Genomic DNA, 25,718 nt, shown 5'->3' with positions numbered 1-25,718 from the left:
CTACTACCGGCCTTCTTGCTCCAACCGCACCATACGGCACTGGTGTTCCAGCGTCAGATGAGTCTCGGAAGCAAAATTTTCATCACAGAGAAGGATGATTCGGTCTCCTGCCCGTAAAGCAGTGTTCCCCTTGGGCACCAGCTCCTCTTCCCCGCGCATCACCGACACCACCAGGCAGTGCTCCGGCCAAACGACGTCCGCCACCGTCCGGTTTTCCGCTGCGGAACCGTGGGAAATCACGCAGTCGATGAGCACCTTTTCTCCGGTAGGCTCCGGCTGTGCTCCAGGTTTCTGCTTTTCGAGCAGCCGCCGGAGCAGCGAATCGTAAATCGGTCGGCATTTGAGCAGATCGGGGACCAGGTAGGCGAACAGAGACACGATGGTGAGGGTCAGCAGGTGGTTAAAGGACCCCGTCATCTCGCTGATGAGGATGATGCCGGTGATGGGCGCACGCACGATGGCGGAAAAATAGCCCGCCATGCCCAGAATGAGAAAATTGCTGAGCAGTCCGTCGGGCACCAGATTCACAGCCCCTACTCCTCCGTAATAGACGCTCCCAATCATGGCTCCCATGACGAGCAAAGGCAGAAATATGCCCCCCGGTGCCCCGGATCCAAAGCTCACCATGGAAAATAGAAATTTTACAGCGAAAATCAAGCATAACATCGAGAGCGCGAACTTTCCTTCAGCAATTTTCAGCGCCAGCGGATGCCCGCCGCCCAATACCTCAGGCAGCGTAAACCCCAGCGCCCCAGCGCAGACAAACGGAATCAGCAACCTCAGTGGCTCCCACTTGATTTTGGCATATAGCTTCTGCGAGGCGCCTATAAATAGGTTGTATACAACGCCCAACAACCCCAGGAGGATTCCCAGAAAAATCACATGGCCGTACTGGGACAGCGGCATCATTTGAGGTACATGAAAGGAGAATACCGGCGCCAGCCCAAAGACGTTTCGGGCGATAAAGTCCGCTGTAATGGACGACGCCATGGTAGAGAGCAGTACCTCTGGCGAAAAATTTTTATGGACTTCCTCCAAGCTGAACAGAACACCTGCAAAAGGCGCGTTGAAGGCTGCTGCGAGCCCGGCACTTGCCCCGCAGGTCATCAAAAGCCGCTCTTCCGTCTTGATCCGTTTCGTCAGGCGGGAAAATCCCTTGGCCGCCATGGCGCCCAGCTGGATGCTGGGACCCTCCCGGCCGAGGGACAGCCCGCTTCCAATGGACAGGATGCCGCCGGCGCATTTGGCAACCAGCACTTTCCACCAATTCTGGCTCAGCTTTCCTTCCATCTCCCCTTCCACCTGGGGGATGCCGCTGCCGGAAATCATCGGCTCCCATTTGACGAGCCGGTAAACCAGATAGGAAAACGCTGCCAAGATGCAAAGCCATACCGGAATAAACCAGGCGTTCTCCTTCCCGTATTCAAGCGCCCCTTTAAGCAGCATATCGGCGTGTTCCAGAATTAGCCGGAACAGTACGATGACGAATCCGCTCAGAGCGCCCACGGCCACCCCTTCCAGCACCAGGGTGTACCGAAAGCTGCGAAACCGCTCCAGTGTCTTTGAAATGGAATGGTTCTGCGCCATTTTCTTCCCTCCAGCGTTTTATTTGCAAACAATTTGTATCTATATGATGAACAAACCAATTGTACCATAAAAGTGCCGCTTTGCAAAGAGCGCCCGCACCAAACATCGCCCCTTAAGCCATCCGTTTTATGGGCAACCTGCTCTCAGCACATAAAAAAAGACGGGACAAAATCCCGTCTTTTTCTGTTTATCCGTTATTCCCGGGGCAAACGCAGCAAAAAATCCACCCCTGAATCATCAGGCTGTGAACAAATATATTCGCGGCCATTTGCATCTGAAACGGCCATCACATCAGGAAAGGATTCAATGTCCACCTGAACAGAACCAGGATTTGTCTTGACAATTCCGCAAATCGTCCCAGAAAAATAAAACCGCTCGTCCAGGCAGCCGGTCAAAAAAATCTCCTGAATATCCGATAAGCTGTTGGAGTGCAAGCATCCTGGCTTCATTTTGATCTTCTTTACGAGCATCCCGCTATTCTTTCTTTTCATGTCATCTTCATCCTTTCTACTGTCGCTGTGTCAATTTGTACAAGTATAGCACACAACTATAATTTAAACAATATCTTCTTAAAAAATATTTTTTAGTTGCAATTTTCACTTAATTATGCTATAGTAGCAACTGTCGCATAAAAATGATGCGTGGGTTGAAATTTAGAAGATATGTGTTATATTTCAGCACAGCTGGGGGCCGCGGTTAATGTCACCGCGGCCCCCAGCATTTTTTATATATAACACTTCTGTATATCAAAACAGACTCTGAAGCAGTTTGTTGCAGAGGCCTGTCTTTTGTGAGCTTTTTACTTTACTTTAAAGCTTTTTATCGACACTGCCTCGATAAACAATGTTATTCCGCCTACAAAGAGGTATGCAGCGACAATATAATTTAGCACCACCGTGGATGCGAGAGGAACGACGATAAAAGCAATCGCTGCCAAAATATTAAGGATACCGCTGGCAACCACCCAGCTATAATTCGTCGCAGTAAAAAAGTTGAGCCGGTGGGCGAAGGTGATTTTATCCACGCCGAAAACCATTAGCAGGATTCCAAACAAAAAGGCAAACGTGGAAATAGTAACCTGAGACGGCGAAAAAATCAGCAAAATACCGATAATCAGGTTGAGGACACCGCCTATCAAACTCATAGGCTGGCGCAGAAAGCCTGGTTCACAAAAATAATCGATTATTTCGTAAACGCCCAATGTAATGATGACGACTGCTGCTAAAATTTCAGCCGCCAGCACCGCCTGAACCGGAAAAATCACGCACAACACGCCACAGACAATCATGAAAATACTTAGGACAAAACTAAAAATTCGCACCGATTTCAGTTTTTGGTTCCACTTTTCCGCAAATTCCTTGGCAAAGTCAAAGTTTGCTTCTATTTTCAGCATAAAACCGACTCCTTTCGATGTATAATCCCATCAGATCTTCTGTCTGGTATTATCATATTCCTTTGCCCGTCCTACAGCAATAGACAGAAAAAAGGCAGTGTCCAAAATTTTGACACTGCTTTAAAAGTGTATAAAGTTTTAATCTACTGGTGAAATGACGGCGGGGTGACTTTGACATCTTTGAAACTGGATTCTGGAGAAGGATTTGACATGCTGAAATACATTTTTGCCGCCTTGGTGGTACCGAAATCCCGGTTTGAACCGGTGTCCTGCACTTTATTGAAGGCTTCTCGGAACATGGCGTTATGGGCTTCCTCCCGGTTGAGCAAAAAGTCGATGGTTTCCCGTACTTTTTTATCTTCGATCTGTCGGTAGAGATATTCGTAAACGACTTTTGCCCGCTGTTCCGATGCAATATCGGACAGTAAATCGGCACACAAATCGCCGGTGACTGTCACGTAATCCCCCGTCCAAGAATAACCAGAGGCATTGATTAAGCCGGGATTGAGCCCCAAAAGAACATGGGACTCGATCTCTCCCGATTTGACGGCAGCTGCCTCCACATCATGGCCATTTAACAGGTTGATAGTTTGGGCGACCATTTCCAGATGGCCTAGTTCTTCTGCCGCAATATCAAGAAACAAATCCTTAATTTCAGGATCCTTGATGCGGAAGCTCTGGGACATATACTGTAAAGCCGCTTTCAGCTCTCCATTTGCTCCGCCCAGCTGTTCCTGGAGCAGAGCTGCATACTGAGGATTAGGTTTTTCCACTCCCACGGGATGGAATAATTGCTTTTCATGTTTAAACATTGTGTAATCTCCTTTCGTTTTCCTATAGTTTGTACGAAAAGAAAAATAACTATTCATATTTTTAGGGCAAGCTTGAGAAAAAGAAAAAGAAGGGTTGTTTTGAAAACAATCCTTCTTTTCAAATCCAATTTAGTATCCAAATAGTACAATAATTGAATTTTTTGAATAGGTTTATTTAGACTTTCCAGCCAGTACCCTATTCAAGGTATTTTTTAGCATCTCCACATCAAGAGGCTTGGCGATATGGGCATCCATTCCCGCCTCTAAGGAAGCCTGAATATCCTCTGCAAAAGCATTGGCAGTCATGGCGACAATGGGGATTGTCCCCGCGTCTGGACGGTCGAGTTCTCGAATGGCTCTGGTGGCCTCATAACCATTCATTCTCGGCATCTGGATGTCCATCAGGATGCCGTCGTAGGTTCCCGGTGCAGCTGTCTGGAACACCTTCACTGCCTGTGCGCCGTCGACAGTCACCACCGATTCTCCGCCATACATTCGCAACAATTCACTGAGGATTTCCGCATTAATGGCGTTGTCCTCCGCCACCAGGAACCGGCGGCCCGCAAACAACATTTCTCCGGCAGGGCCAGCGGATTCAGCTCTGCTTTTCTCCGCCCGAGAGCATTCTTCCGGCGATGCCGGCTCATACTCCAGTTCCACTTGAAAAACAGTCCCTTTTTTAATCTCGCTCTTGACTGAAATATTGCCCCGCATCAAATCAACGAGGCCCTTGGTGATACTGAGGCCCAACCCTGTTCCCTCAATACGGGCAGCATTGTCGCTGCGGCAAAAAGGATCGAAAACGTGGGCGAGGAATTCCTTTGTCATGCCGATGCCCGTATCGCTGACTATAAACCGGTATCTGACATGCAGTGGATTTTCGACTGGCTCAATCTGTTGGGCCAGGAAATCGACACTGCCGCCTTCCGGCGTAAACTTTATAGCATTGCTCAAAAGATTGATAAAAATTTGATTGGTACGTAAGGAATCGCCATAAAAATATTCGGTTGCAATTCCTTTCATTCGAATACGAAATTGGAGTCCTGATGCTCTCGCCTGCGGTGCCATCATATCCGACAGCTGATCCAGCATCTGGGGCAGGCATACCTTCATCCGATTGAGTTTTATATTCGAGCGTTCAATTTTACTCATATCCAAAACGTCGTTTATAAGGCTCAATAGATGCTTTGAGGAGATGGAAATTTTCTGCAGACAGTCCGATACTCGGTTTTGGTCATCTATATGAGCAACAGCCAACGCCGTCATGCCCATAATGGCATTCATCGGCGTTCGGATGTCGTGGCTCATGGCGGAAAGAAAATCACTTTTCGCCTGATTGGCATCCTCTGCAAACGCCAGCGCGTCTTCCAGCGCTTTTTTCGATTGTCTCTCCGCGGCCAGCATATCGGTAACGTCCGCGCGGACGAGGCAAAGGGTTTTATGGTTCACGTCGCCCCACAAAACGTTGATCTGCTTATACCGCTCACCATTTTCACCGCGATAGGAGAATAAAAAGTCGTATCCATCCGGCTTTTCTTCCAATAAGGAGAGTATCGTCTGAATATTAAACTGTCTGCGGGCTTCTTCCCGTCCATCTTCCGCTCCATACTGGTCCACGAAGTACATAATATGGTTATCATAGTTTTCTACAATATTGGGCGGCAAGTTTTCCAGCACCGATTCCCGGGTATAGAGGGTCAGCCGCCGACTGCCCACATCGACAAATGCCGCCAACTCAAAAGTATAGGCAATTACGCGGAGTAGTCCCTGCTGTTCCCGGATAGATTCGGTAATATCGGTCCGCGACAGACAAATTCTCCCAAGACGAAGGTCGATGGCGGAAACTGTCATATTTTTGGTTCGTATATCGTCTCTTTCGTCCGCAAGAGAAAAGGCAAAGGTGTAGGGCCCCCGTTCCGTCAGCCGTTTTTTCATATAATCCGGCGCAAGCTTTTTGTGATACTGTGCTTTATCCCGAGGCACAATCCTTTCACGCTCAACATAAGAAATCCACTGGGAGTAGCACCCTTCACGTGGAGGGAGAAAACTAGCCTCCTCGTTACAGGAGACGATAGCATAACTGTCTTTAAAAAGATCCACATCGGCCACCACATCGTAACCGGTGACAGAAAGCTGGTATAGAATCCGGTCGGTAATGGTTTGCTCGGTAATGTCGGTGACTGTCAAGATACCAGTCACATCCCCCGTATCAGGCGTGGACACCAGATTCATTTTAATCTGTACATACCTGCCCTTAGATTCCCGGGGAACTCTGATAAAGCAACGCATCCGCCGCTCCAGATCCCCCCTCATAAATGCTTCCAGAGCAGGCCTGTTGAGATACATCTCAAGAAAGCGTTTCCGCTCCTCGGGATCGACGACAAGAGTGGAAAGTCCGGTAAAGAAAGATTCCCTTTCAGAGCCGAAGGTATCAAGCAAGTCGGAATGGGTGTAGTCAATAATATCAATAATCCTGTTTTTTGTAATATTGCAGTGTCCCAATACCACTGCATCCGGTCCCGGCGTACGGTAGTGCTGCAAAATCAGGTCATTATACTGCTGCCTGATATACTCCTGCTTTTCCCGCTCTTTTGTAATGTCGTTATAAACGGCATAGACACGAAGTTCTCCCTCTTCGCTTTGAATCAAAGACAGGGTGTTTTGAACCCAGCAGAAAGTACCGTCTTTTTTCTGCATCCGGCAGACGATTTCACAATGGCTCTCTCCGCTTGCAATAAACTCCGCCATCTGCTCTCTGACTTCCTGCCTGTCGTCTGGACAAACATTGTCCAGAATGTCATGATTGTAAAGATCCTCGCCGTTTTCCGGAGCGTCCCCAAGCATAGCGATATATCCATCCGACAAAAATTCAGGCACCATCCTGCCGCCCGCTTCACATCGAACCACCACAACGCCGCCGGGCAAATTTTTCAACACGCTTTGGAAATACTGCTCCAGCCGATCTTTTTCCTTGCGGGTCTCCACCTCTTCGGTGATGTCGCGGACATACTTGACATAAGCCGGTATACCGTTCCACTCGGTTTCCCGAAATCGAGTGCTGTAAAATCGGCTTGTCCCATCCACCAACATCTGGTGCTCCTGCCCGTCAGCAGCGTGTTCCGACAAGGTACAAAAAGAACAGGGAGCGTTTTTTCCATGAAGCGCCATGTAACATTTTTGGCCCAGGCAGCTTTGTCCCTGATTGAACAGGGCTTTGGATTCATTGGCGTACAGCAGATCGTAATTTTCTTTTCCGATGACATAAATGGCATCAGCCGTTTCATTTGCAATACTCTGAAACAATCTGGTTTCCGCCGACATGCCGGTAAAAACAGCGTAAAACTTCATCGTCTCGGCCAATGGTCCCATACGGCATCCGTTAAGGTGAATCCAAATAAGATTTCCATCCTTGTGGCGCATCCGGTAGGAGACATCCAACACCTCTCCGTTTTGAAGCGCTTTTAATGTGGCTTTGAGCACCCGTTCTCTGTCCGGTTCATAAACCATATCAAGGGCGTTATCTGAAAAGATTTTCGTATAATCTTCTCTGGTATGACCGGAAAGAGCCACAACACCGTCAGAAAAATAGGTGGGAATGAACCGTTCGCCCTCCACCCGGTAACTGGCGATGCCGCCCGGTATGGAATTGACCAAATGGTCCATCTCAAGCTGGGCTTCCTTTAGGTCAGAGATGTTGTGAAAAACACAGTGAAGCAGCGGGCAACCGTCTTCCTCCCCGATCCACTTCACCTGAGCGCGAACCCAAACGATATTCCCGTTCCGATGCTGCTTACGAAACTCGAGCTTCACGACTTTGTGAGTCTGAATCACTTCCTGGGCTTTGGAAACCACCATGGCGGCATCTTCCCAGTAAACCATCTCGACTGCGTCTCGCTTGATAAGGTCACGGTATTCTTCTGGCGAATATCCGGTAAGTTCCGGTACTCCGTCGGAAAAATAAACAGTTTTAAAAATATCTGTAACCTTATAAATCGCAACTCCGCCGGGAATGGCGTTGACAATATCCTGCATCTTTTCATTGGCATCAGTCAGCTCTTTCTCCAGCCGCACCTGTTCGTTGAAATCGCTGTAGACGCCATAAATCAGCTTGGCTCCATCTTGCTGGAGTTTGACAGAACCCTCCAGATGAATCCAGCGGTATTCTTGTTTTTTATCGTTCCAAACCCGGTAGGTATGCTGCAAAATCCTGCCCTCTCGGATGAGCCGCTGGATTTTTTCCTGTAACTTCTCAAGATCCTCTGGATGCACCCCCAAATAGTTGGTTTGCTGCTCGATTTGCTGAATGCTTTCATCGGAATATCCCATCATTTCATAGAAAGCCGGATTGTGAAAAACAGGAGAAATCCGCTCTCCGTCAAAGCAATAGACGCACAAGCCGCAGGGCACATTGCTGAAAGTCGCCTGCAAGCTCTCTTTTATTTCCCGTGACCGCTCTTCTTCTCTTTTCCGTTCGGTAATATCAACAATATATTCGATGTGTGCGGCTTGTTCACCCCAATTGAGCAGTTTCCCGCTAAGCTGATAAACTCGGCCATTGCCTGGGTGATGAAATTCGCGTACCCAAAGCTTATCCCAGCCCATTTCTGCCGTGTGACAAAACGGACATGGCTCATCATAGCCCGCTGCCTGATAACAGGTGAGCTTCGAAACATCGGACTTCCGCAGAAACAGACTCTTCGCCATAGGATTTGCGTAAAGCAGTTCCATATCGTCGGCGGAAGAAACGTATATGGCCACCGGAGCATTGTCCAGCAGCGCCTCCATTTGGTCTAGGGACAGAGAAGCGTCACGCATTGTCCCCAGCCTCCTTAAGCTCGTTGCGAAGAGTGTCGGCACGCTCAAATTCATCCTGAATTTTCTGGTGCATCTGTAAATAATCGTTCCGTTGCTCCTTGGTGCGGAGCGGCTCTACGATTTGGCAGACAGCCTCATGCAAAGGTGCAAGTCCCATGTTGGCCGCTACCCCTTTAAGAGTGTGTGCCGCTTCAAAAGCGCCTGTCATATCCCCCATGCGAAGCGCTTCTCCCAATTTTTGCAAATTATCGTCCTGAAACAGCATATCGAGAAATCGAAGATAGGTTTTTTCGTTTCCCATAAAGCGCGCCATCGTACTCTGATAATCCGCACCATATGCCTCAAAAATTTCTTTAAAATCTCCCATATTGGAAACCCCTTTCCGAAAACAAAGTCAATAAGGTACGGCTCATTCAGCCTTTATTCGGACAGCATCGCCCCCTTCGCCTGTTTTTCTGAAAGGAGTAGCCGTTATTTAAACAAATGGATATGGGCCGGTTTTATGCAGCCATTCGATGCCAAAGAAATGAAAGGCTCACTTAATTTGTGACGTCCACAGGCAGCAACTGCCTTTTGTCGTTTTTTTGGCATGATAGAGTGCCTTGTCTGCACGCTCCATTGCATCCAAAATGCAATCGCAGCTCTCCATCATCGCAACACCGGCAGAACAGGAGATAAATGTCCCGTTTTCTCTGCCGCTGACTTGAGCCGCCGCACAAATTTCTTCGCCTTTTTTCTTAGCGGTTTTTTCAGAGGGAATCTGCTTAACGATGGCGATAAATTCATCTCCTCCTATGCGGGCCAAAATGTCCTTCTCCCGCGTATAGGAGCATAATATCTCTCCAAACCGAGCCAACACCCGATCTCCTTTCGCATGTCCGCTGGTATCGTTGCAAATCTTCAAATTGTCTAAATCGAAAGCATAAACCGCCAAAGGCAAATCACTGTTTCCGAGAGTTTTCAGAGCCGATTCCATCCCTCTGCGGTTTAAAACACCGGTTAGATGATCCTTGTAAGCCGCGTCTTGAAGCAACCGTGTTTTTTCCTGGTTCACTGCAGCGCTGACCACATGCTGAATCCTTTTCATTAGACTCTGCATAAAATGGGGCTTGCAGATAAAGTCATCTGCCCCCAGATCAAGCGCCTGTCGCTCCAACTCCGCGTCTGGCAAAGCGGTGACAATGACCGGAATATTCCACAACGCTTTATTTTCCTGAATGGTTTTCAGGACAGAAAATCCATCCATTTTTGCCGATGTCAAACTTAGGATAAATACAGCAACATTTTTATGATTTTTTATGTATTCGAGAGCTTCTTCGCAAGTATCTTCCTCCTGGATTCGATACTGATTTCCAAAAGCCGCTTTCACTTCTTGCCGGTAATTTTTATCCTCGTCAGCTATCAGAAGAATTGGAGGTTCCTTTAAAGACTGAAGTGTTTTCTCGTCCAAATCCTGTTCCAGCTGACGTTTTTCCGAAAAAAGTACTTCAAATGCATTACGGGGCATGGGTTTTGCAAAGTAATATCCCTGCACATAATCACAGCCGATTTCCCGGAGGCGGACCAGTTGATCTTTTGTCTCTACTCCCTCTGCCACCACGGTCAAATGCATCCAGCGGGCCAGATTGATGATGAACTGTAAAATCCCCTGACTATTGGTCTTTGCCATTTCATTTTGAATGAACTTCATATCCAGCTTTAACACGTCTATGGGCATTTCGTTAAGCATATTGAGGGATGAGTATCCGCTTCCAAAATCATCCATCTCAATGATAAAGCCCAGGTCCCGCAGATGTCCCACCGTATCAATGATCTGCTTAGGGTTCTCGGTGTAAGCACTCTCAGTAATCTCGAGATGAAGCCTCGAAGGCGGCAGGTTATATTTCTGTACTGTTTTCATCAGTATTTGGGCCAGGTCCGCATTGTAGATATCCGCCCTCGACACGTTCACTGAAACAGAAATAGATGGAAGTCCACGATCGTCCCAGTCGCGAAGGACTGCACAGGCTTTGTCCCAAACATATTGGTCAAGTTTGGTGATAAAGCCGTTTTTTTCAAACAACGGGATAAACTGGGCAGGACTCTGAAACCCCCATTCTGGGTGGTTCCACCTCACCAGCGCTTCAGCGCCGGCCAAACTTTCATCCCAGATTCGATATTTAGGCTGTAAATATATCTCAAACTGATTTTGCGCCAAAGCAGATTCCATGCTGTTTGTAATGGCCTGATCCCTTAGGAGCTGATCCCGCAGGGCGTCATCGTATTCTGCAAAATATTTTCCATACTGTCCTTTGATTCCTCGGGCCGCCAACAGTGCCCTGTCACACATCTGTTCAACAGAAATCGTGCGGTTCTCGATGGAGTAGACTCCCCATTTCAGCACAATATTCCTAACATCCAGTATTTCGTTGATCTGCTGGCTTGCCTCTATAAACATCCTATTGTTATAGTCTTCTCTCCGCTCTAACAGACAGGCGAATTGGTCGGAATTCATCCGGCCGCATATTCCTTTATCACCCAGCTTTTGGCGGTATATATCTGCAATACCACAGAGCAGACGATCTCCTGTCGGAATGCCGAAGACATCGTTTATCAGCTTAAAATTTTCAATGTCAGAGCAGATAATATCATACTGTTTGTTTGGATTACGCAGAAGGATTTCCTTGACACGCTGATAAAAAAACTCCTTACTGTAAAGCCCTGTGAGCCGATCGTACTGAATGAGATTAATCATTGCAGCGGTCTCTCTCAGGTTGATAATACCCGCCACTCTATGCAGAATAATCTGGGGTTTATAAGGCTTAGCCACAAAATCAGTCGCGCCGTGAGAAAGCGCAGCGACCTCATCTGATTCAGCGTCGTTTTGCGTGGTTACAATCACTGGAATAGAAGAATAAGCAGGGTCTGCTTTTACAATAGAAAGAAAGGTATAGCCATCCATAACCGGCATAACAATATCGAGAAGAATGAGCGAAATTCCCTCGCCGTATTGCTTTAGTATATCAAGCGCTTCCTGTCCGTTTTCGGCCTCCATGACATCATAGTCTGACGCTAAAATTTGACACAGTAGATTTCGATTGAGCATATTGTCTTCCACAACCAAAATCTTTTTCTGTGAAAACATAACCTCACTCCTCTTTGTTATACGACCAATCCCCATTATCTGCAGAACCGTATTGATTCTCATCTCGATCTTCACCATAGTGCAATATTTTATTGCAAAGACATACGAGCAAATCTCCATTGTTGCTAATAAACCGCAAGGATATGCCGACATGTCAAAACAGTTGTCGTGTTTATATAATCAGCTTTATTGTACCATGAGATTTCTCATAAAGCAATCAAAATTAAGCCTATCTTTGCTAAATTGAAAGTGATTCGTATCAATATTCTGTATATCAAAACGAAGTCAGCAGAAATAGCACTGTTAAAATATCAATTTTTTAAAAGGCTCTTTTACCGGAGCCGTTGTGAAAAACATAAAATACGACTATGATAGGCCATTATTTAACCTGCTTGACACTTGAATGCCAAATATTATCTAATAACAATTGTTTTTCCTCGTCATACTTGTTGCCCAATAAAAAAGAGTACCCTTTATGGGTACTCAAGCCGATTAGAGTATAAGTATTATATTCGATCCAAAACAATGCAAAATCGTAATTTGTTAACTGATTAAGCATCAATTCCAATTACATATATAGGAACCTGTATGGCACTTTTAAAATAGGGAAGATATTTTTCGACTTTTTCAAAGTTAAGTGACCCAGCCCAATTATGTCCATATTGATCAGATAAAAACTTTTGCATTGCTTTTGTAGTTGTAATATACACGCCAAAGTCAATAAGGTCTAAATTTGAGTAGGAAGCCATCTGAAATTTAAGTAAATCAGTTCCTAAAAAAGAAGCGTGTCCAAATTGAACTTCAACAGCTATCCTCTCCTTTAAAAAATCAAATTTGCTGTATGCTTTCATATCTGGGGATACCCTCGGTTGCCCTTCCCATCCTTGTTCTAAAAATAAATCGTTTAAGATCCTGTTAAATTCTGTTCGATTTAACCTCGACAAATCAGTGCATGCGGCATATAGAATTTGTTCGATTTCTGACTTAAGGGCAAGCCTACTATTAAACAGTTCTTCTGAAAACCTAAAGGAATATTTTTTAAGGCGTATGGCCATTGGGTACCATCTCCTTATTATTAAAATATAGATAAATTATACCATATTTTGAGGAAAAAGATGGGGCCTTATAAAAACAAAAATAGGTGAGCCATATAAAGCCCACCTATGGTGCGGATAACAGGACTTGAACCTGCATGCCTCTCAGCACATGAACCTGAATCATGCGTGTCTGCCAATTCCACCATATCCGCATATGGTGCAGATGACGGGACTTGAACCCACACGAGCGTAGCTCACTACCACCTCAAGGTAGCGTGTCTGCCATTCCACCACATCTGCATGCCATTATCTGTTCCAAACGGAACATTTAGTATTATAGCAAAGAGAAATTTGATTGTCAAGCATTTTTTCAAATAAAAATGTTTTTTCTCGACAAAAGTGAAAAAATCCTGGATAGTTCACCCTTTTCTTCTTTCATCATAAACTGTATAGAACCGGCCTGCGCGGTTTTATCACAACAAGGGTTAATCTCTTCATTGTAAAAACCGCTGCAGAACCGGAAAACGAACAGAAAGGGGCGTTACCTTTGCCCAGAATTTATCTCAGCCCGTCTACTCAGGAAAATAATCTGTATGTTAACGGCGGGACCGAAGAATACTGGATGAATGAACTCGCGGACGCAATGATTCCCTATCTATTGTCCAGCGGCATCCAGTTTACTCGAAACACGCCCGACATGACCGCCGCCTCATCCATACGCGCATCCAACGCCGGTAACTATGATCTGCATCTAGCTCTGCATTCCAATGCTGCTCCGGAAGGCCGATACGGAACAATACGAGGCACTGATGTTTACTATTACCCCACAAGTACAAATGGAAAGCGTCTGGCAGACATTATCGCTAATAACCTCAAGAGAGTGTATCCCCTCCCTGATCGTGTCAGAGCGGTTCCTACCACCCGATTGGGCGAAGTACGGCAGCCCAGGGTACCTTCCGTGCTGGTTGAATTTGCCTATCACGACAATCCTGATGACGCCAACTGGATTAAAAATAATCTGGATGAAATAGCTGCAAATGTGGTACTTTCCTTAACAGAGTATTTCGGGATTCCGTTTATTTGGCCTGAGCAGATCCGTCAGGGTACTGTAAGGACGTCAGGAACCGGCCTCAATATCCGCAGCAAACCCAGCACCTCCGCACCGATCAAGGGCAGTATTCCCAACGGCGCGACCGTGACGGTCTATTCCCGTACTGGAGATTGGTATGTGGTTGGATATAACGGTATTGTCGGTTACGCGTCGGCAGATTATATTACTGTCTAGCGGGCTGCCATACTCATATTATTTATGAAAAGGAATGCTCAAAAAACATTTTGACATTCCTTTTCTTTTATGATATAATAATCACATTCTGCCGGTCAAGCTTTCGGTAGAATTTTATTGTGGAGACGTATCGAAGTGGTCATAACGAGAACGACTCGAAATCGTTTGACGGTTAACCCCGTCCGTGGGTTCGAATCCCACCGTCTCCGCCATCAAATTGAGTCTGGACGCGGTTGACGTTCAGGCTCTTTTTTATAACAGTATCATAAATTTATCGCTGAAGCGATTTATACGCTTCAGCGGCTAGAATAAAGTCCTGTAATTTTATTGGGCTGTGACGGCCGTACTTTTTTGTTCACTTTTATATCAATCTGATTTATACTGTATATATGATGGTTTTCTAAAACTTGTTCCCACTATTATTTGCATTATATTTATATACCACTATATTTGGTGTCAGAGGTGCTAAAATCGCCGCAAAAGGGAGAGTCCAAAGATGGTAAATATTGATTTAACAGGAAAAATAGCCGTAATTACCGGTGCATCAGGTCAATTGGGCAGGGTCATGGCACGCACGTTGGCCCAAGCAGGAGCCGATATTGCTGTCCATTATTTTGGCAACCGGACCAAAGCAGAAGAGATAGCGTCGGAAATACGAAGCCTCGGCGTGCGTTCGATTGCCGTGAAGGCTGATGTAACTGACCTTACAAACGTCCTGGATATGCGAAACACCATTCGGCAACAATTAGGAGATCCTCATATCGTCGTGGACTCCGCGGTGGTGCAGTATGACTGGAAAACTGTACTGGAACAACCTATCGAAGACTACGTGAGCCAGTTTAAAAGCTGCGTCCTCCACAATGTCAATATGGCGAAGGCTTTTATCCCCGCCATGCAGGAACGCCGGGAAGGACGGTTTATCGGCATCAACACTGAATGCGCTATGCAGATGTGGCCGACCCAGTCGGCCTACGCTTCAGCCAAACGAGGAATGGATGGAATTTTGAAAGTTCTGGCAAAAGAAGTAGGGGCATATGGCATTACTGTGAACGAAGTCGCTCCCGGTTGGACGTACAGCGACAATGAACGGAAAAATCCTCTTGATGACAGTGGCTACGTCCAGAGCGTCCCTTTAAAACGCCGGGGCACCGACCAGGACATTGCTAACGCTGTGCTGTTTCTGGCGTCAGACCTGGCCTCGTACATCACAGGGGTGTATCTCCCCGTCTGCGGCGGAAATGAAATGCCCTGCATTTAGAGTTGAAAAGCCCCATGACCTATTTGGCCATGGGGCTTTTGTTATCTTTTTTTAATTGGAATCCGGATGACGGTTTTGAGCTTTTCAGAAGCAGTTCGGCGGGGATCGCTGAGATAGATTTCATGGTGACGGCGAGTTCCGCTCAAATCGACGAAATAATCGTTTTCCAAAACGTATTTTTCCATCATCTCCACGGTAGCAGGTTCATCGTCATAGGGGCCTTGGTGGAGGCACTGGACGCATAGGCCCTCCTGGAAACGCAGAAACTGAGCCTTACTGGTGTCCAGCTTTTTCTTGGCTGCTGACTCTTCCTTCGCCCAATCGAAAACCTCTTGTGTCACAAACTCCGGCAGTCGGATCATGGAAAACCAGCAAAATCCGTTCTTATTGCCATAATCCACACCAGGAGTGCCGTTTTCCATCCACCAGAACCCTTCCAGCGGCGGAACTACATAGGGAAAATAGCCGTCGATGGCGAAGCTCCCCATATGGCTCATTTTGATGGTATAGGAAATACTGTACAGGACTGACATAGCGGCCGCATATGGGCCATTTTCATCGTTTGGATTGCCCTTCCCTTCCACACCCACAAAAACGATTTCCGGTACCTCGATGATAGAGGGAGTTTGTTTGGGCTGGTACAAATCTTTATACTCTTTCTTGTAATCAAACGGCATAATAGGCACCTCTACTTTCGTCCATTTTAGGGGAAGGAAATTGTCTAAATTAAAAGGCCTGTTGACAAAACCGGCAAAGCTGGACGCACATTGCCGGTTTATGAGACAGTTATTTACAGGTCAGCTCATTCATCAGTTCGTAGCCCTTGTCGAGATAATTTCCAGTGGCCTTGGCCGTCGCTTCAGTAAAGACGTCTACGCCGTCACAGACTTTCTCGCTATTATAGATGAGATAGGGCACCGGATCGGAGGAATGGGTCTTGATGGCGAGAGGTGTAGGGTGGTCGGGCAGGATCATAATGCGATGTGGGCCCATCTGATCCAGGGCCGCCTTTACTGGCCCTAAAATTTTTTCGTCGATGATTTCGATGGAGCGGACCTTGTTGTGCACCTCGCCCCGGTGGCCGCACTCGTCGGGAGCCTCTACGTGGACGTAAACCAAGTCGTTTTTCTCAAAAGCCCCGATGCAGGCCGCGGCTTTGCCGTCAAAATTAGTGTCAATGTAACCGGTGGAGCCTTCCACCTCGATGACGTCCATATGGGCGAGGATTCCGATGCCTTTGATTAGGTCCACAGCCGAGATGACAGCGCCTTTGACACCGTTTTTCTCTTCAAACGCCTCCAGCTGCGCCTTTCTTCCCTGCCCCCAAAGCCACATGGAGTTGGCAGGGCGTTTCCCCCGGGCAACGCGGGCTATGTTGACAGGATGATCCTTCAAAAGGTCGTAGCTTTTTTTCATCAGATCCAGCAATACCCCAGCTTTATCCGGGTCTGGCAGGTATTCGGTCACCTTCCGTCCTGAAATATCGTGGGGCGGAGTCAGCTCACCAATGTTGGGGGACATGTTGTCCCAAACCAAGCAGTGGCGATAGCTGACACCGGTGTGGAGGGAGATTCCTTCGGGCAGGTGTTGCTGCAAAAAACAAACCAGCTCGTCGGCTTCCTCGGTGGAGATGTCGTCAGCGCAGTAGTCCACCATGGTTTTATCGGCGTAATTTTCCGCGTCGCTCAATGTGACCAGGTTGCAGCGGATGGCATAGTCATTAGGTTTCAAGTCGATGCCGATAGATGCCGCCTCCAATGGGGAACGGCCGGTGTAACAATCGGCGGGATTGTAGCCCATGGCGGAAAGATTGGCTACGTCACTGCCCGGTTTCATGCCGTCAGGGACAGTTTTGGCCAATCCCACAAAGCTCTCTCTCGCCAAAGCGTCCATATTGGGTTTGTGCGCCGCCTCCATAGGGGTTTTTCCATCGAGCTCCGGCACGGGAGTATCCGCCATGCCGTCACAGAGCAAAACTAAGTATTTCATATGCCACCTCGTTGTATTAAAATCGGTTTCCGGCCTCCCTGGACGGACAATTTCTATCCTTTTACTAAGGAAGCCCGGAAAAATTTCCGCAAAAGCGCATTGTGTTTTTAGTACAAGGACATCGGTCGTCCTGTCAGATACGCCATGTTTATCTTATCACAATTCCGCTCCACTTGTCAATGGAATGCCACCCATAAATCAAAGGGTTGAAGGACATATATTTGGCACCATTACCGAAAATCCCCGCCATGCTATGGCGGGGATTTTAACTAAAGGTCCTGCTTTTCAAAGGAATTTATCGCTATCCGACAGGCAATGAAATTAAGCAGCAGGTAAAGCAGAATGCCTGCAGCCAGCAAGATAAATTTTTGACTTAAAAAGTAGGGCTCCGGAGTGTCCAGCCGATTCCGGATAAAGGGAACGACGTGGACGGAGGCCTCCGCCAAAAGAATGAGGAATACCATCACCAAAGTACCCAACAAAAAGGCTGTTCCCACTTTGGTGACATCCTGATAATAGGCGGTAAAAAACACTAGATTGAACACCCCCAGGAGAACTAGCGCTACACCAAACAGAGCGATGTTAGCGTCCATTCCCACCTGGTTGCCAGGGATGGGCATCATCTGCCGGATGGCGGCAAAGGGAACAGCGAGAACGCACTGGGCAGTTTCCAGAAGCATAACGAAGGCCATTCTAGCACGCACAATGTCCCTTTTGGCAATGGGAAGAGTGAGAGTGTAGAAAACATCGTGATTTTCCCTTCCGTTTAAGCAGGTAAAAAACACTGCCAGCGCCGTGTAAAAGAAAACAAAGTAGTAAGGGTAGTTGGGAATCAGCAGCATGGCAGACAGGGCGAGAAAAAGAAGCGCAGTCGGGTGCATGGAAAGCAGCAGTTCCTTTTTCAACAGCTTGTTCACGCTCTCCCCTCCTTTTCGATGTGGATCATGATGGATTCAAGGTCTGCGGCGGTACCGGAGAGTCCTGCTTTCATAGCGTCTTTCGTCCGTATCAGGGCGGAATATCCGTATTTGGCCGGTTTTAGGCCGCGGAGCAGGGGCCGGAGGGCGTCGGTGAGCTGCTCTGCGGAAAGGGTAAGTATTTGATAGCTCGAAATAAATGTCTGCAATTCGGATTCAGCTAAAATCTGCCCGTTATGGATATAAACGATGCGGTCGGCGCATTTCTCAAGGTCGGAGGTAATATGAGTGGAAAAAAGAATAGTGACTCCTTTCCGGCAAAGCTCCATAAATATGTCCATCAGCTCGTCGCGGGAAACTGGGTCAAGGCCGCTTGTGGGTTCGTCGAGAATAAGGAGCTTTGCGTTGTGAGACAGGGCCAGCGCAAGGGCGTATTTTACCTTCATCCCAGCAGAAAGCTGGGATGGGGTTTTGCTTTCATCCAGATGAAACAGGCCGAGATATCGGCGGTAGTCCTGTTCGTCCCAATCCCGGTAAAAGGATTTTGTCACAGCAGTGATGGTGCGGAGCTTCTTTTTGGGGTAATAGTCCACACCTCCGGAAATAAACCCAACCCTCTGTTTGATAGACAGCTCATTTTCCTGAAAGGCTTCCCCGAAGAAACGGATTTCGCCGCTGTCCGGGTGGATAAAATGGAAAAGAGATTTCAACGCAGTGGTCTTGCCGGCACCATTTCGACCGATAAAGCCGGTAATCTGCCCTTCTGGCAGGGAAAAAGAAACCTCCCTAAGCTGAAAGCCCGGGTAAATTTTGCAAAGGCCCTTTACTTCCAGCACATTCATCACTCTTCCCCGCTTTCCGGCATTTCGCCGCCGAAGATGGTGCCCAAAAGCCCTTCCAGCGTGGATTTAGGGGGAATGGCGATACCCTTTTCCTCGTCGGCAAGGACGATAATGGTATCGCCTGGGTGAATGCCAAACAGATCCCTCGCTTCTTTGGGGATGACGAATTGTCCCTTCTCGCCGATTTTGACGGTCCAGGCGTGTTTTCCCTTGGGATATTCCATGATGCCCTCCTTTGTAGTATGAAAAGTATGATTTGTATAATATATAATACTCTGTTTGTTTGTAAAAGTCAAGAAAAACCGCACCCCGTTTTCGTAGCGGAGCGCGGTTTTTTACGCAGATGGGCGTTTATTTCTCGTCAGAGCAAATCATTGGCGTACTGTTTACTTCTTGTGCACGGGAATCCAGAGTTCGCAGAGGTAGCCGTCGGAATGGGTATCGCCGGGACCGTAGACTTCGATCTCATAATCGCTTTCGATTTCATAGCCGCTGGAGGGAAGCCATTCGGCAAAGACCTTTACCCGTACTTCCTGAATGGGATGGGACTTGCTGTCGAGGTCTCCCTTGGCGGGAAACACTGCCCAGGTCCGGGCGGGCATCTCAAACTTTTGCAGGTCGGGGTATTCCCCTCCCGCATCTTCCGCACCGATGGAAATGACAGTGTCGCCGTTTGCAAGGGAGTGGGTGACGCCCATTTGCCAGAACGGCGGGCGGTAAAGCCGATAGAAGTCGCGAATCTCAATGTTCGCTCCCCTGTCCAGAAAGTCCTCCCAAAACTTGTAAATGTCCGGGGTGACTTCGGTCCAGTTCTCCGCTTCCTTATTGGCGGTGACCGTTCCAAAATTTTTGGTCACGCCAACTCCTCTTATGACGCCTTTTTTCTCGATTCGATAATCCATTTCCGTATCTCCTTTGACAGATATTTGAAAGGAAACCGGCAAAGCCATTTTGAAGGAGGAGCTGGGGGTGCTGGCTTCCCGAGGCGAAATCCCGTGCAGCTCCCGAAACGCTCGGGCAAAGGCCTCCGGCGATGCGTAACCGTACTTGAGAGAAACGTCTATCACCTTTTCTCCGCCGGACTGCAGCTCCAGCGCGGCCAGGGTCATCCGCCTTTTTCGGACGTACTCTGAGATGGAAATTCCGGTCAGGTAGGAAAAAATTTCCCGGAACTGGCAGATGCTGCAGCACGCAAGTCGCGCCACCTGCCGATAATCCACATCGTCGTCCAGATGCTCCTCAATGTAAGCGATCGCCTGATTCATCCTGTCTAAAAAGTTCATATGCCGCTCCCCTTTCCTCTTCTATTTTATCAGCAAGGCTAGAAAATTCCTTGCAATAAAATAGGAGTTCTGCATGATTCACCAGATATGTATAAATGATTGCCCAAATCGCTTTTCTCCAAAGGTTCATAGATAGCCTTCCTTTGCTTCCATGCTATCAGAACGGATGGAAAAATTCCTTGTATCATGAGGAGGACTTCTGCACCATGCAAAATGAAAAGCCGCAATTACATTGCGGCTTTTCATTTTTTGTTATAATAGTTGCAGTGCCTTTTTATAAAGCAGGGGGTATGCGCGGCCACAGACTCCATCCTCCGTCGGATGGTAGAAAAAGGTTTCCCGGTCACCTTTGGCCCCGAGCCGCTCCTTCGCAGGAACGGCGATCAGACCCCGGCCCAACTGGACGAATTTCGTCATGATTTCTCTGAGTTTATCATCGATAGCGCGCCTATCTTACAAAAAGAGAGGCTTTTACGGGAAAAATCACTTTTTGGCGTCGGTCATGACTTCTTTAAAGGAGGTAGCGAGCCCCGCCAGCGACTGAATTTCGCTGGGTATGATGATCTTGGTGGCCTGACCGTCTGCAGCTTTCTGGAAGGCCTCCAGGCTCTTCAATGCAAGTACCTGCTCAGAAGGATTCGCCTCGTTTAAGAGCTTCAAGCTGTCGGCAAGAGCCTTCTGCACCATCATAATAGCTTCTGACTGGCCCTCCGCCTCTCTGATCTGTTTTTCTTTTTCTGCCTCTGCTCTCAGGATAGCTGCTTCTTTTTCCGCCTCTGCCTTGAGGATTTGGGACTGCTTCTGACCTTCCGCCACGAGAATCTCACTCTTTTTGCGGCCTTCGGCCTGAAGGATAGATTCCCGGCGTTCCCGCTCAGCCTTCATCTGTTTTTCCATAGCATCCTGGATTTCCCGGGGCGGCATGATGTTTTTCAGCTCGACGCGGGTGACCTTGATACCCCATTTGTCGGAGGCTTCGTCCAGAATCGCGGTGATGCGGGTGTTGATGACATCCCGGGAAGTGAGGGTCTGGTCTAAATCCAGATCGCCGATGATGTTGCGGAGCGTCGTCGCCGTCAAATTTTCAATAGCCGAGATAGGCCGGTCGATACCATAGGTAAAGAGCTTTGCGTCGGAGACGAGATAGAATACCACCGTGTCGATCTGCATGGTGACGTTGTCCTTGGTGATGACGGGCTGGGGCGGAAAATCCACCACGTTTTCCTTCAAAGAGACTTTCTTCGCCACCCGATCTACAAAGGGGACGAGGAAGTGAAGCCCGGTTTCCCAGGTGGCGTGGTAGGCGCCTATCCGTTCGATGACATAAACATGGGCCTGCGGTACTACCTTCAGGTTGGCGATGAGGAAGATGAGGATCACTAAGATAATTGCCAAGACGATAATCCATTCCATAAAACTTCTATCCTTTCTGGAAGGCCTCTTTGGGCCTGTGATACATACTAATTTTGCGGTTCGACGATGAGGCTAACTCCCTCGATGCGGCGGACAACGACTTTTACATCCCGCTCAATTGGCATACCATTAAAAGATTTGGCCGCCCATTCCAGGCCGTTTACATAGACGCGGCCCTGGGATTTAAGGTTATCAATAGGTATCCGCACGACGCCCTCCATGCCAATTACGCTGTCGGCGTTGGTGGAAACGGTCTTGCCATGGACATATTTTTTTACCAGAGGCCGGGTGGCGAAAAATAGCACCGCCGCTACCGCCACAAAGACAATGCACTGAATTTCCAGCGGCGCCCCAAACATGGCGAGAACAAAAGAAACTAGGCTCGCGATGGCAAACCAGATGGAAACATAGGCCACTGTGAGGATTTCCGCCAGCAAAAAGGCGACAAACAGTATTCCCCATATAATCATTTCCATAAAATTGTCATTCCTTTCTGGAATTGAACCGTTTTCGGCTTTGATGCAAAATTACCGTTGAGGGAACCGACGGCAAAGATGCAAAACCGGTTCTAAAAGTCTATATAAAACAAATATGCCCATTTTATCGCACCAAAGAACCTGGATGATAAATAGACCTACGACATTTTTGCATCTTTGGTATGATGTTTTTATTTTATCACAAATCAAGAAAAAACGCAACTGAAATCCAAAAGATTTTATAAATAACGCACTATTTAGTAAATAAACTGCGCCTGAAAAAGAAAGAGCAGCCCCAGAGGACTGCTCTTGTTGGTATGACCAAGCCGATAAGCCGAGTTCTGTCGTGTGTGACAATCTATCTCGACAAGACGTCGCCGCCTTGCTCCAGCCACCCGTCGGGAGCGCCGGGCCAACGATAACCTCCCAGTCGGTGTTGCATCGGATAGGGTTTACATGGCAGCGGGGTCTCCCCCGCTCCGGTGAGCTCTTACCTCGCCTTTCCACCCTTACCGGACAAAGTCCGGCGGTATCTCTCTGTTGCACTTTCCCTAAAGTCGCCTTCGGCTGCCGTTAGCAGCTACCCTGCCCTGTGATGCTCGGACTTTCCTCACGGCCTAGTGCCGCGCTGCCACATAGCTTGCTCATGTAATATATCATAACAGGAACGAGGCATTTTGTCAACGCAAAGCCGTTGACAGCGGCCCAAAAACATGATAGGATTTTTGTTGCTAAGTTGAAGTCACAGCGCCGAAACCGTCGTTATTTTTTATGAACGGCCCGGAAGGGTTTTGAATGATACAAAGAAAGCGGGGCAGTATGAAAAACAGGAAAAAATGGTTCTGGGGCCTAATCGCCGCCGCCCTCGTCGTCTTGGTGTTCACGTGGGGCTGTCCCATCCGGAACGTCACGGGTTTTCCCTGCCCCGGCTGCGGCATGACGAGAGCGTATCTCTCAGCCTTCCGGCTGGATTTTCAAAGCGCCTTTTATTGGCATCCACTGTGGTTTTTGGCGGTTCCTCTTATTTTTGCGGCCATTTTTCGCCCTCAGGGGATTTTTAAAAATAAACGAGCTGACAACATCTTGTGGATTTCCCTCGCCGTACTGTTTTTAGGTGTCTACATCCTGCGGATGATCTTGTTTTTTCCCCATACACCGCCCATGGATTACAACCGGGACAGCATTTTCTACCAAATTTTTACATGGATTACAAGCCTGTAGTTTCAGGCAGCTTTTCAGGAGGTCATTATGATTCGTCAACGTAATTTCGCCACTGTCTTTTTGCTGAGCATCATCACCTGCGGCATCTATTTCTTTTATTTTCTGTACACCACCACCCGGGATATGAACATCATGGTGGGTAACGACAACCGGAACACCGATCCGGGCATCGTAGTTTTGCTCTCCCTCGTTACCTGCGGGCTTTATGATCTATTTTGGTACTATGAACAGGGTGAACGAATCAAAGACCTTTCCGACCGAAACCATGTCCCCTGTTCTGACAACGGAGTCACCTATCTTTTGTTCCATCTACTGGGGTATCTCACCTGCTCCATCCTCTCCTGGATCGGACTGTACCTCTTCATCAAGAACTTCAACAATCTGGCGTTTGCCTATAATTCCAGTATGTTCGGGACGAAAACCCAGACGATGTAATAAAATTCGCTGAGCCAGTGGAACAACTCTCCAAACCGCCTAAAATTTCCTATAGTCAAAAAGCCCTTCCCACATATTTGGGAAGGGCTTTTTGGCTAGTTCGGTATGGCTGTGTTGTCAAACCCGGTGATTTCGATGACCTTATCCCCGCCGGGGACAAACTGGAGGGAAATTTCGTCGCCGCTTCGGGTTAGGGCAAGCTCGCTGCTCAGCGCGGCTGCCGCCCGGTAGATAGCGCCCGACTCATCGCCCTGGAGTGTGAAGAGGTACACTGTGCTTCCCCCGCTCATTTCCGAGGCGACGCGGTCAATTACGCCGGAGAGGCTCTGTTTTTCGCCCACTTCGTCCACAATTCCGGTGCTTCCCTGGCTCTTGATGATGGAGCGATAGTCCTTCATGGCGGCGTCCATGGTGTCGCCCACTCCCACCAGCATAAAATCGCGGACCGACACAAAGGCATATTTTTTGATGAGCCCTGCGTTATCCTTGAGGGTCATAAAGTAGGTGGGCTGTCCGTCCACGTTTAGAATCAGCGGGAAGGTGGACCGATAACCCAGATCCTGCACTTTGCCCTCGGCAGAATCCATGGCGGCGTTTTCAGTAGCGCCGCTGATCTGGTACATGGAGGCCTCCTTAGTCACCATATCCACCATGTAAAAGCCGATGGTGCTCTGGTCGACACCGACGCTGGTCACACCAGTGAACAGGTAGCAACGTCCGCCATTGTAGACGATGATGTCGCCGGGAGAGGTGCGGAATTTTCCGGAATTGGAGAAGTTGAAGACACCCTTGACGTATTCTCCCTTGTTGTCGATCTGGTTCATGATGAACTCTTCGGGCTGCACCCGGTCGACCCAATCGGGCACGTTATCCAACGTATAGCGTTCACTTTTCCCGGTGGTGGCGTTGACGAGGATGACCCCGTCGGCTTCCTTAAGGCGGTAAAGCCATTTGTTTTTGTAGGTGCTGACCACCCAGTAAGGCTCACCCTCGTCGTTCAGTTCAAAGCTGTAGTCCACCATGCCGGTGAACAGGCCGCCAGAAAAACGGGCTTTCCGCTCCAAATCAAAAAGCAGGTAGGAATCCGGCTGAATTTTGATTTTGTGGTCGTCCACATAGCGGACGTCCTGAGGATTGGTAGCCGATACGATAATGTATCCGTCAGCGCCGTCCATGTTGACGAGCCATTTGAAGAATCCTGAGTGGTGTAGAGGCACTGCCCAGATGAGCTCGCCATTTACGTTTTGGATAGTGGGTTCTCCGAGAACCACCTGGCTACCTAGAGAGGGCTTTTCCCCCAGCTTCCGGTCGGCCAGAATTCGGGCAAGATCCCTGTCTACCACCGGCACCTGGTTTAGGTCAAGCATCTGCACGTCGGAGCTGAACTCCTTCATAATGGGCGTATCCATCTGGTCACGGTAGGCCTTATAGTTGAAAAGCGGGGCCGAAATGATATTGGCGAGGATATAGAGCGCCCATATGACACCGATGATGACGAGGGCGGCTTTGCTGAATTTCTTCTGTTTGATGCCGTCCACAGAGATGGAACTGCCCGACAGATCCTTGAAGGTCATACCCAAGTTCATCAGGAGGCCCGCTCCCAGATAAACGGTAATGAGGGCGGCCCAGAAAAATCCGCCTTCCGCATAAAGGGGATTCAGGTTCGGGGACGCAAAAAAGATGTAAAGTCCGGTCAAGGCGATCAAAATTACCCAGACGAGCCATTTTTTCTTCATGTTATGAAACCAAGCCTTTCTGTATCAATAAGATACCGAGAGTTTACACGATATTGGGGCAAGTATACCATACTCAAAGGCCCTTGTAAACGTTT

Annotated in this window: 22 protein-coding genes, 3 tRNA genes and 1 other RNA gene; 5 read left to right on the top strand and 21 right to left on the bottom strand. The window is 48.1% G+C overall.

Going from position 1 to position 25,718, the window contains the following annotated elements; translation table 11 throughout:
* Positions 1-3: 3 nt before the first annotated feature.
* The 10 genes from H8710_RS03505 to H8710_RS03460 all read right to left on the bottom strand — a co-directional run bounded on the left by H8710_RS03505 (position 4) and on the right by H8710_RS03460 (position 13,068).
* Entirely contained in the window at positions 4-1,587 is a 1,584-nt protein-coding gene (locus H8710_RS03505; RefSeq protein WP_249294015.1) for a ClC family H(+)/Cl(-) exchange transporter, read from the bottom strand.
* Positions 1,588-1,781: 194 nt separating this feature from the next.
* Complete coding sequence (locus H8710_RS03500; RefSeq protein ID WP_249294014.1) at positions 1,782-2,078, bottom strand: DUF3892 domain-containing protein; 297 nt, start codon at positions 2,076-2,078, stop codon at positions 1,782-1,784.
* A 308-nt stretch (positions 2,079-2,386) separates the two neighbouring features.
* The gene (locus tag H8710_RS03495) at positions 2,387-2,980 is read right to left on the bottom strand and encodes an HdeD family acid-resistance protein (RefSeq protein ID WP_249294013.1); all 594 of its coding nucleotides are present in this window, start codon (positions 2,978-2,980) and stop codon (positions 2,387-2,389) included.
* A 143-nt stretch (positions 2,981-3,123) separates the two neighbouring features.
* On the bottom strand, positions 3,124-3,792 hold the full coding sequence (locus H8710_RS03490; protein WP_249294012.1) for a manganese catalase family protein: 669 nt from the start codon (positions 3,790-3,792) through the stop codon (positions 3,124-3,126).
* 171 nt (positions 3,793-3,963) lie between these two features.
* On the bottom strand, positions 3,964-8,607 hold the full coding sequence (locus H8710_RS03485) for a PAS domain-containing protein (RefSeq protein ID WP_249294011.1): 4,644 nt from the start codon (positions 8,605-8,607) through the stop codon (positions 3,964-3,966).
* Complete coding sequence (locus tag H8710_RS03480) at positions 8,600-8,974, bottom strand: Hpt domain-containing protein (RefSeq protein WP_249294010.1); 375 nt, start codon at positions 8,972-8,974, stop codon at positions 8,600-8,602. The genes H8710_RS03485 and H8710_RS03480 overlap by 8 nt, the downstream gene beginning before the upstream one ends.
* Positions 8,975-9,142: 168 nt before the next feature.
* Complete coding sequence (locus tag H8710_RS03475; protein ID WP_249294009.1) at positions 9,143-11,731, bottom strand: EAL domain-containing protein; 2,589 nt, start codon at positions 11,729-11,731, stop codon at positions 9,143-9,145.
* Between the two features lie 551 nt (positions 11,732-12,282).
* On the bottom strand, positions 12,283-12,786 hold the full coding sequence (locus H8710_RS03470) for a BglII/BstYI family type II restriction endonuclease (protein ID WP_249294008.1): 504 nt from the start codon (positions 12,784-12,786) through the stop codon (positions 12,283-12,285).
* 109 nt (positions 12,787-12,895) lie between these two features.
* A tRNA-Leu gene (locus H8710_RS03465) sits at positions 12,896-12,980 on the bottom strand.
* A 3-nt stretch (positions 12,981-12,983) separates the two neighbouring features.
* Positions 12,984-13,068: transfer RNA gene (locus H8710_RS03460), tRNA-Leu, on the bottom strand.
* A gap of 247 nt (positions 13,069-13,315) precedes the next feature.
* Between H8710_RS03460 and H8710_RS03455 the strand changes: the two genes are divergently transcribed.
* From H8710_RS03455 to H8710_RS03445, 3 genes are all read left to right on the top strand, one after another.
* Complete coding sequence (locus H8710_RS03455) at positions 13,316-14,053, top strand: N-acetylmuramoyl-L-alanine amidase (RefSeq protein ID WP_249294007.1); 738 nt, start codon at positions 13,316-13,318, stop codon at positions 14,051-14,053.
* A gap of 121 nt (positions 14,054-14,174) precedes the next feature.
* A tRNA-Ser gene (locus H8710_RS03450) sits at positions 14,175-14,265 on the top strand.
* 284 nt (positions 14,266-14,549) lie between these two features.
* Positions 14,550-15,311 (top strand): SDR family NAD(P)-dependent oxidoreductase, encoded by a 762-nt coding sequence (locus H8710_RS03445; RefSeq protein ID WP_249294006.1) that lies wholly within the window; start codon positions 14,550-14,552, stop codon positions 15,309-15,311.
* A 41-nt stretch (positions 15,312-15,352) separates the two neighbouring features.
* Here H8710_RS03445 and H8710_RS03440 read toward each other — a convergent pair whose 3' ends face one another.
* From H8710_RS03440 to rnpB, 10 genes are all read right to left on the bottom strand, one after another.
* A complete protein-coding gene (locus H8710_RS03440) occupies positions 15,353-15,988 on the bottom strand; it encodes a GyrI-like domain-containing protein (protein WP_249294005.1) in 636 nt (211 codons plus the stop codon).
* Positions 15,989-16,097: 109 nt separating this feature from the next.
* Positions 16,098-17,300 (bottom strand): cofactor-independent phosphoglycerate mutase, encoded by a 1,203-nt coding sequence (locus H8710_RS03435; protein ID WP_249294004.1) that lies wholly within the window; start codon positions 17,298-17,300, stop codon positions 16,098-16,100.
* 269 nt (positions 17,301-17,569) lie between these two features.
* A complete protein-coding gene (locus H8710_RS03430) occupies positions 17,570-18,217 on the bottom strand; it encodes an ABC-2 transporter permease (protein ID WP_249294003.1) in 648 nt (215 codons plus the stop codon).
* The gene (locus tag H8710_RS03425; RefSeq protein ID WP_249294002.1) at positions 18,214-19,059 is read right to left on the bottom strand and encodes an ABC transporter ATP-binding protein; all 846 of its coding nucleotides are present in this window, start codon (positions 19,057-19,059) and stop codon (positions 18,214-18,216) included. The genes H8710_RS03430 and H8710_RS03425 overlap by 4 nt, the downstream gene beginning before the upstream one ends.
* Positions 19,059-19,283 (bottom strand): AbrB/MazE/SpoVT family DNA-binding domain-containing protein, encoded by a 225-nt coding sequence (locus H8710_RS03420; RefSeq protein WP_249294001.1) that lies wholly within the window; start codon positions 19,281-19,283, stop codon positions 19,059-19,061. Before H8710_RS03420 ends, H8710_RS03425 begins: the two co-directional genes overlap by 1 nt.
* Before the next feature lie 162 nt (positions 19,284-19,445).
* Entirely contained in the window at positions 19,446-20,342 is an 897-nt protein-coding gene (locus H8710_RS03415) for an AraC family transcriptional regulator (protein ID WP_249294000.1), read from the bottom strand.
* Positions 20,299-20,472 carry a hypothetical protein gene (locus H8710_RS03410; RefSeq protein ID WP_249293999.1) on the bottom strand — a complete coding sequence of 58 codons (174 nt, stop codon included), beginning with the start codon at positions 20,470-20,472 and terminating at the stop codon, positions 20,299-20,301. The genes H8710_RS03415 and H8710_RS03410 overlap by 44 nt, the downstream gene beginning before the upstream one ends.
* 353 nt (positions 20,473-20,825) lie before the next feature.
* A complete protein-coding gene (locus tag H8710_RS03405) occupies positions 20,826-21,755 on the bottom strand; it encodes an SPFH domain-containing protein (protein WP_249293998.1) in 930 nt (309 codons plus the stop codon).
* A gap of 47 nt (positions 21,756-21,802) precedes the next feature.
* The gene (locus tag H8710_RS03400) at positions 21,803-22,231 is read right to left on the bottom strand and encodes an NfeD family protein (RefSeq protein WP_249293997.1); all 429 of its coding nucleotides are present in this window, start codon (positions 22,229-22,231) and stop codon (positions 21,803-21,805) included.
* Between the two features lie 314 nt (positions 22,232-22,545).
* Positions 22,546-22,878: RNase P RNA component class A (rnpB, locus tag H8710_RS03395), an RNA gene on the bottom strand.
* Between the two features lie 148 nt (positions 22,879-23,026).
* Here rnpB and H8710_RS03390 point away from each other — a divergent pair.
* On the top strand, positions 23,027-23,452 hold the full coding sequence (locus H8710_RS03390) for a DUF2752 domain-containing protein (protein WP_249293996.1): 426 nt from the start codon (positions 23,027-23,029) through the stop codon (positions 23,450-23,452).
* A 27-nt stretch (positions 23,453-23,479) separates the two neighbouring features.
* Complete coding sequence (locus H8710_RS03385; RefSeq protein ID WP_249293995.1) at positions 23,480-23,887, top strand: DUF4234 domain-containing protein; 408 nt, start codon at positions 23,480-23,482, stop codon at positions 23,885-23,887.
* A gap of 95 nt (positions 23,888-23,982) precedes the next feature.
* Here H8710_RS03385 and H8710_RS03380 read toward each other — a convergent pair whose 3' ends face one another.
* Positions 23,983-25,623, bottom strand: a complete 1,641-nt coding sequence (locus tag H8710_RS03380; protein WP_249293994.1) for a hypothetical protein — start codon at positions 25,621-25,623, stop codon at positions 23,983-23,985.
* Positions 25,624-25,718: the final 95 nt, after the last annotated feature.

The sequence above is a fragment of the Fumia xinanensis genome, assembly GCF_014384905.1.
GTDB lineage: Bacteria > Bacillota > Clostridia > Oscillospirales > Ruminococcaceae > Fumia > Fumia xinanensis.
This window is presented reverse-complemented; position numbering and strand designations above follow the sequence as displayed.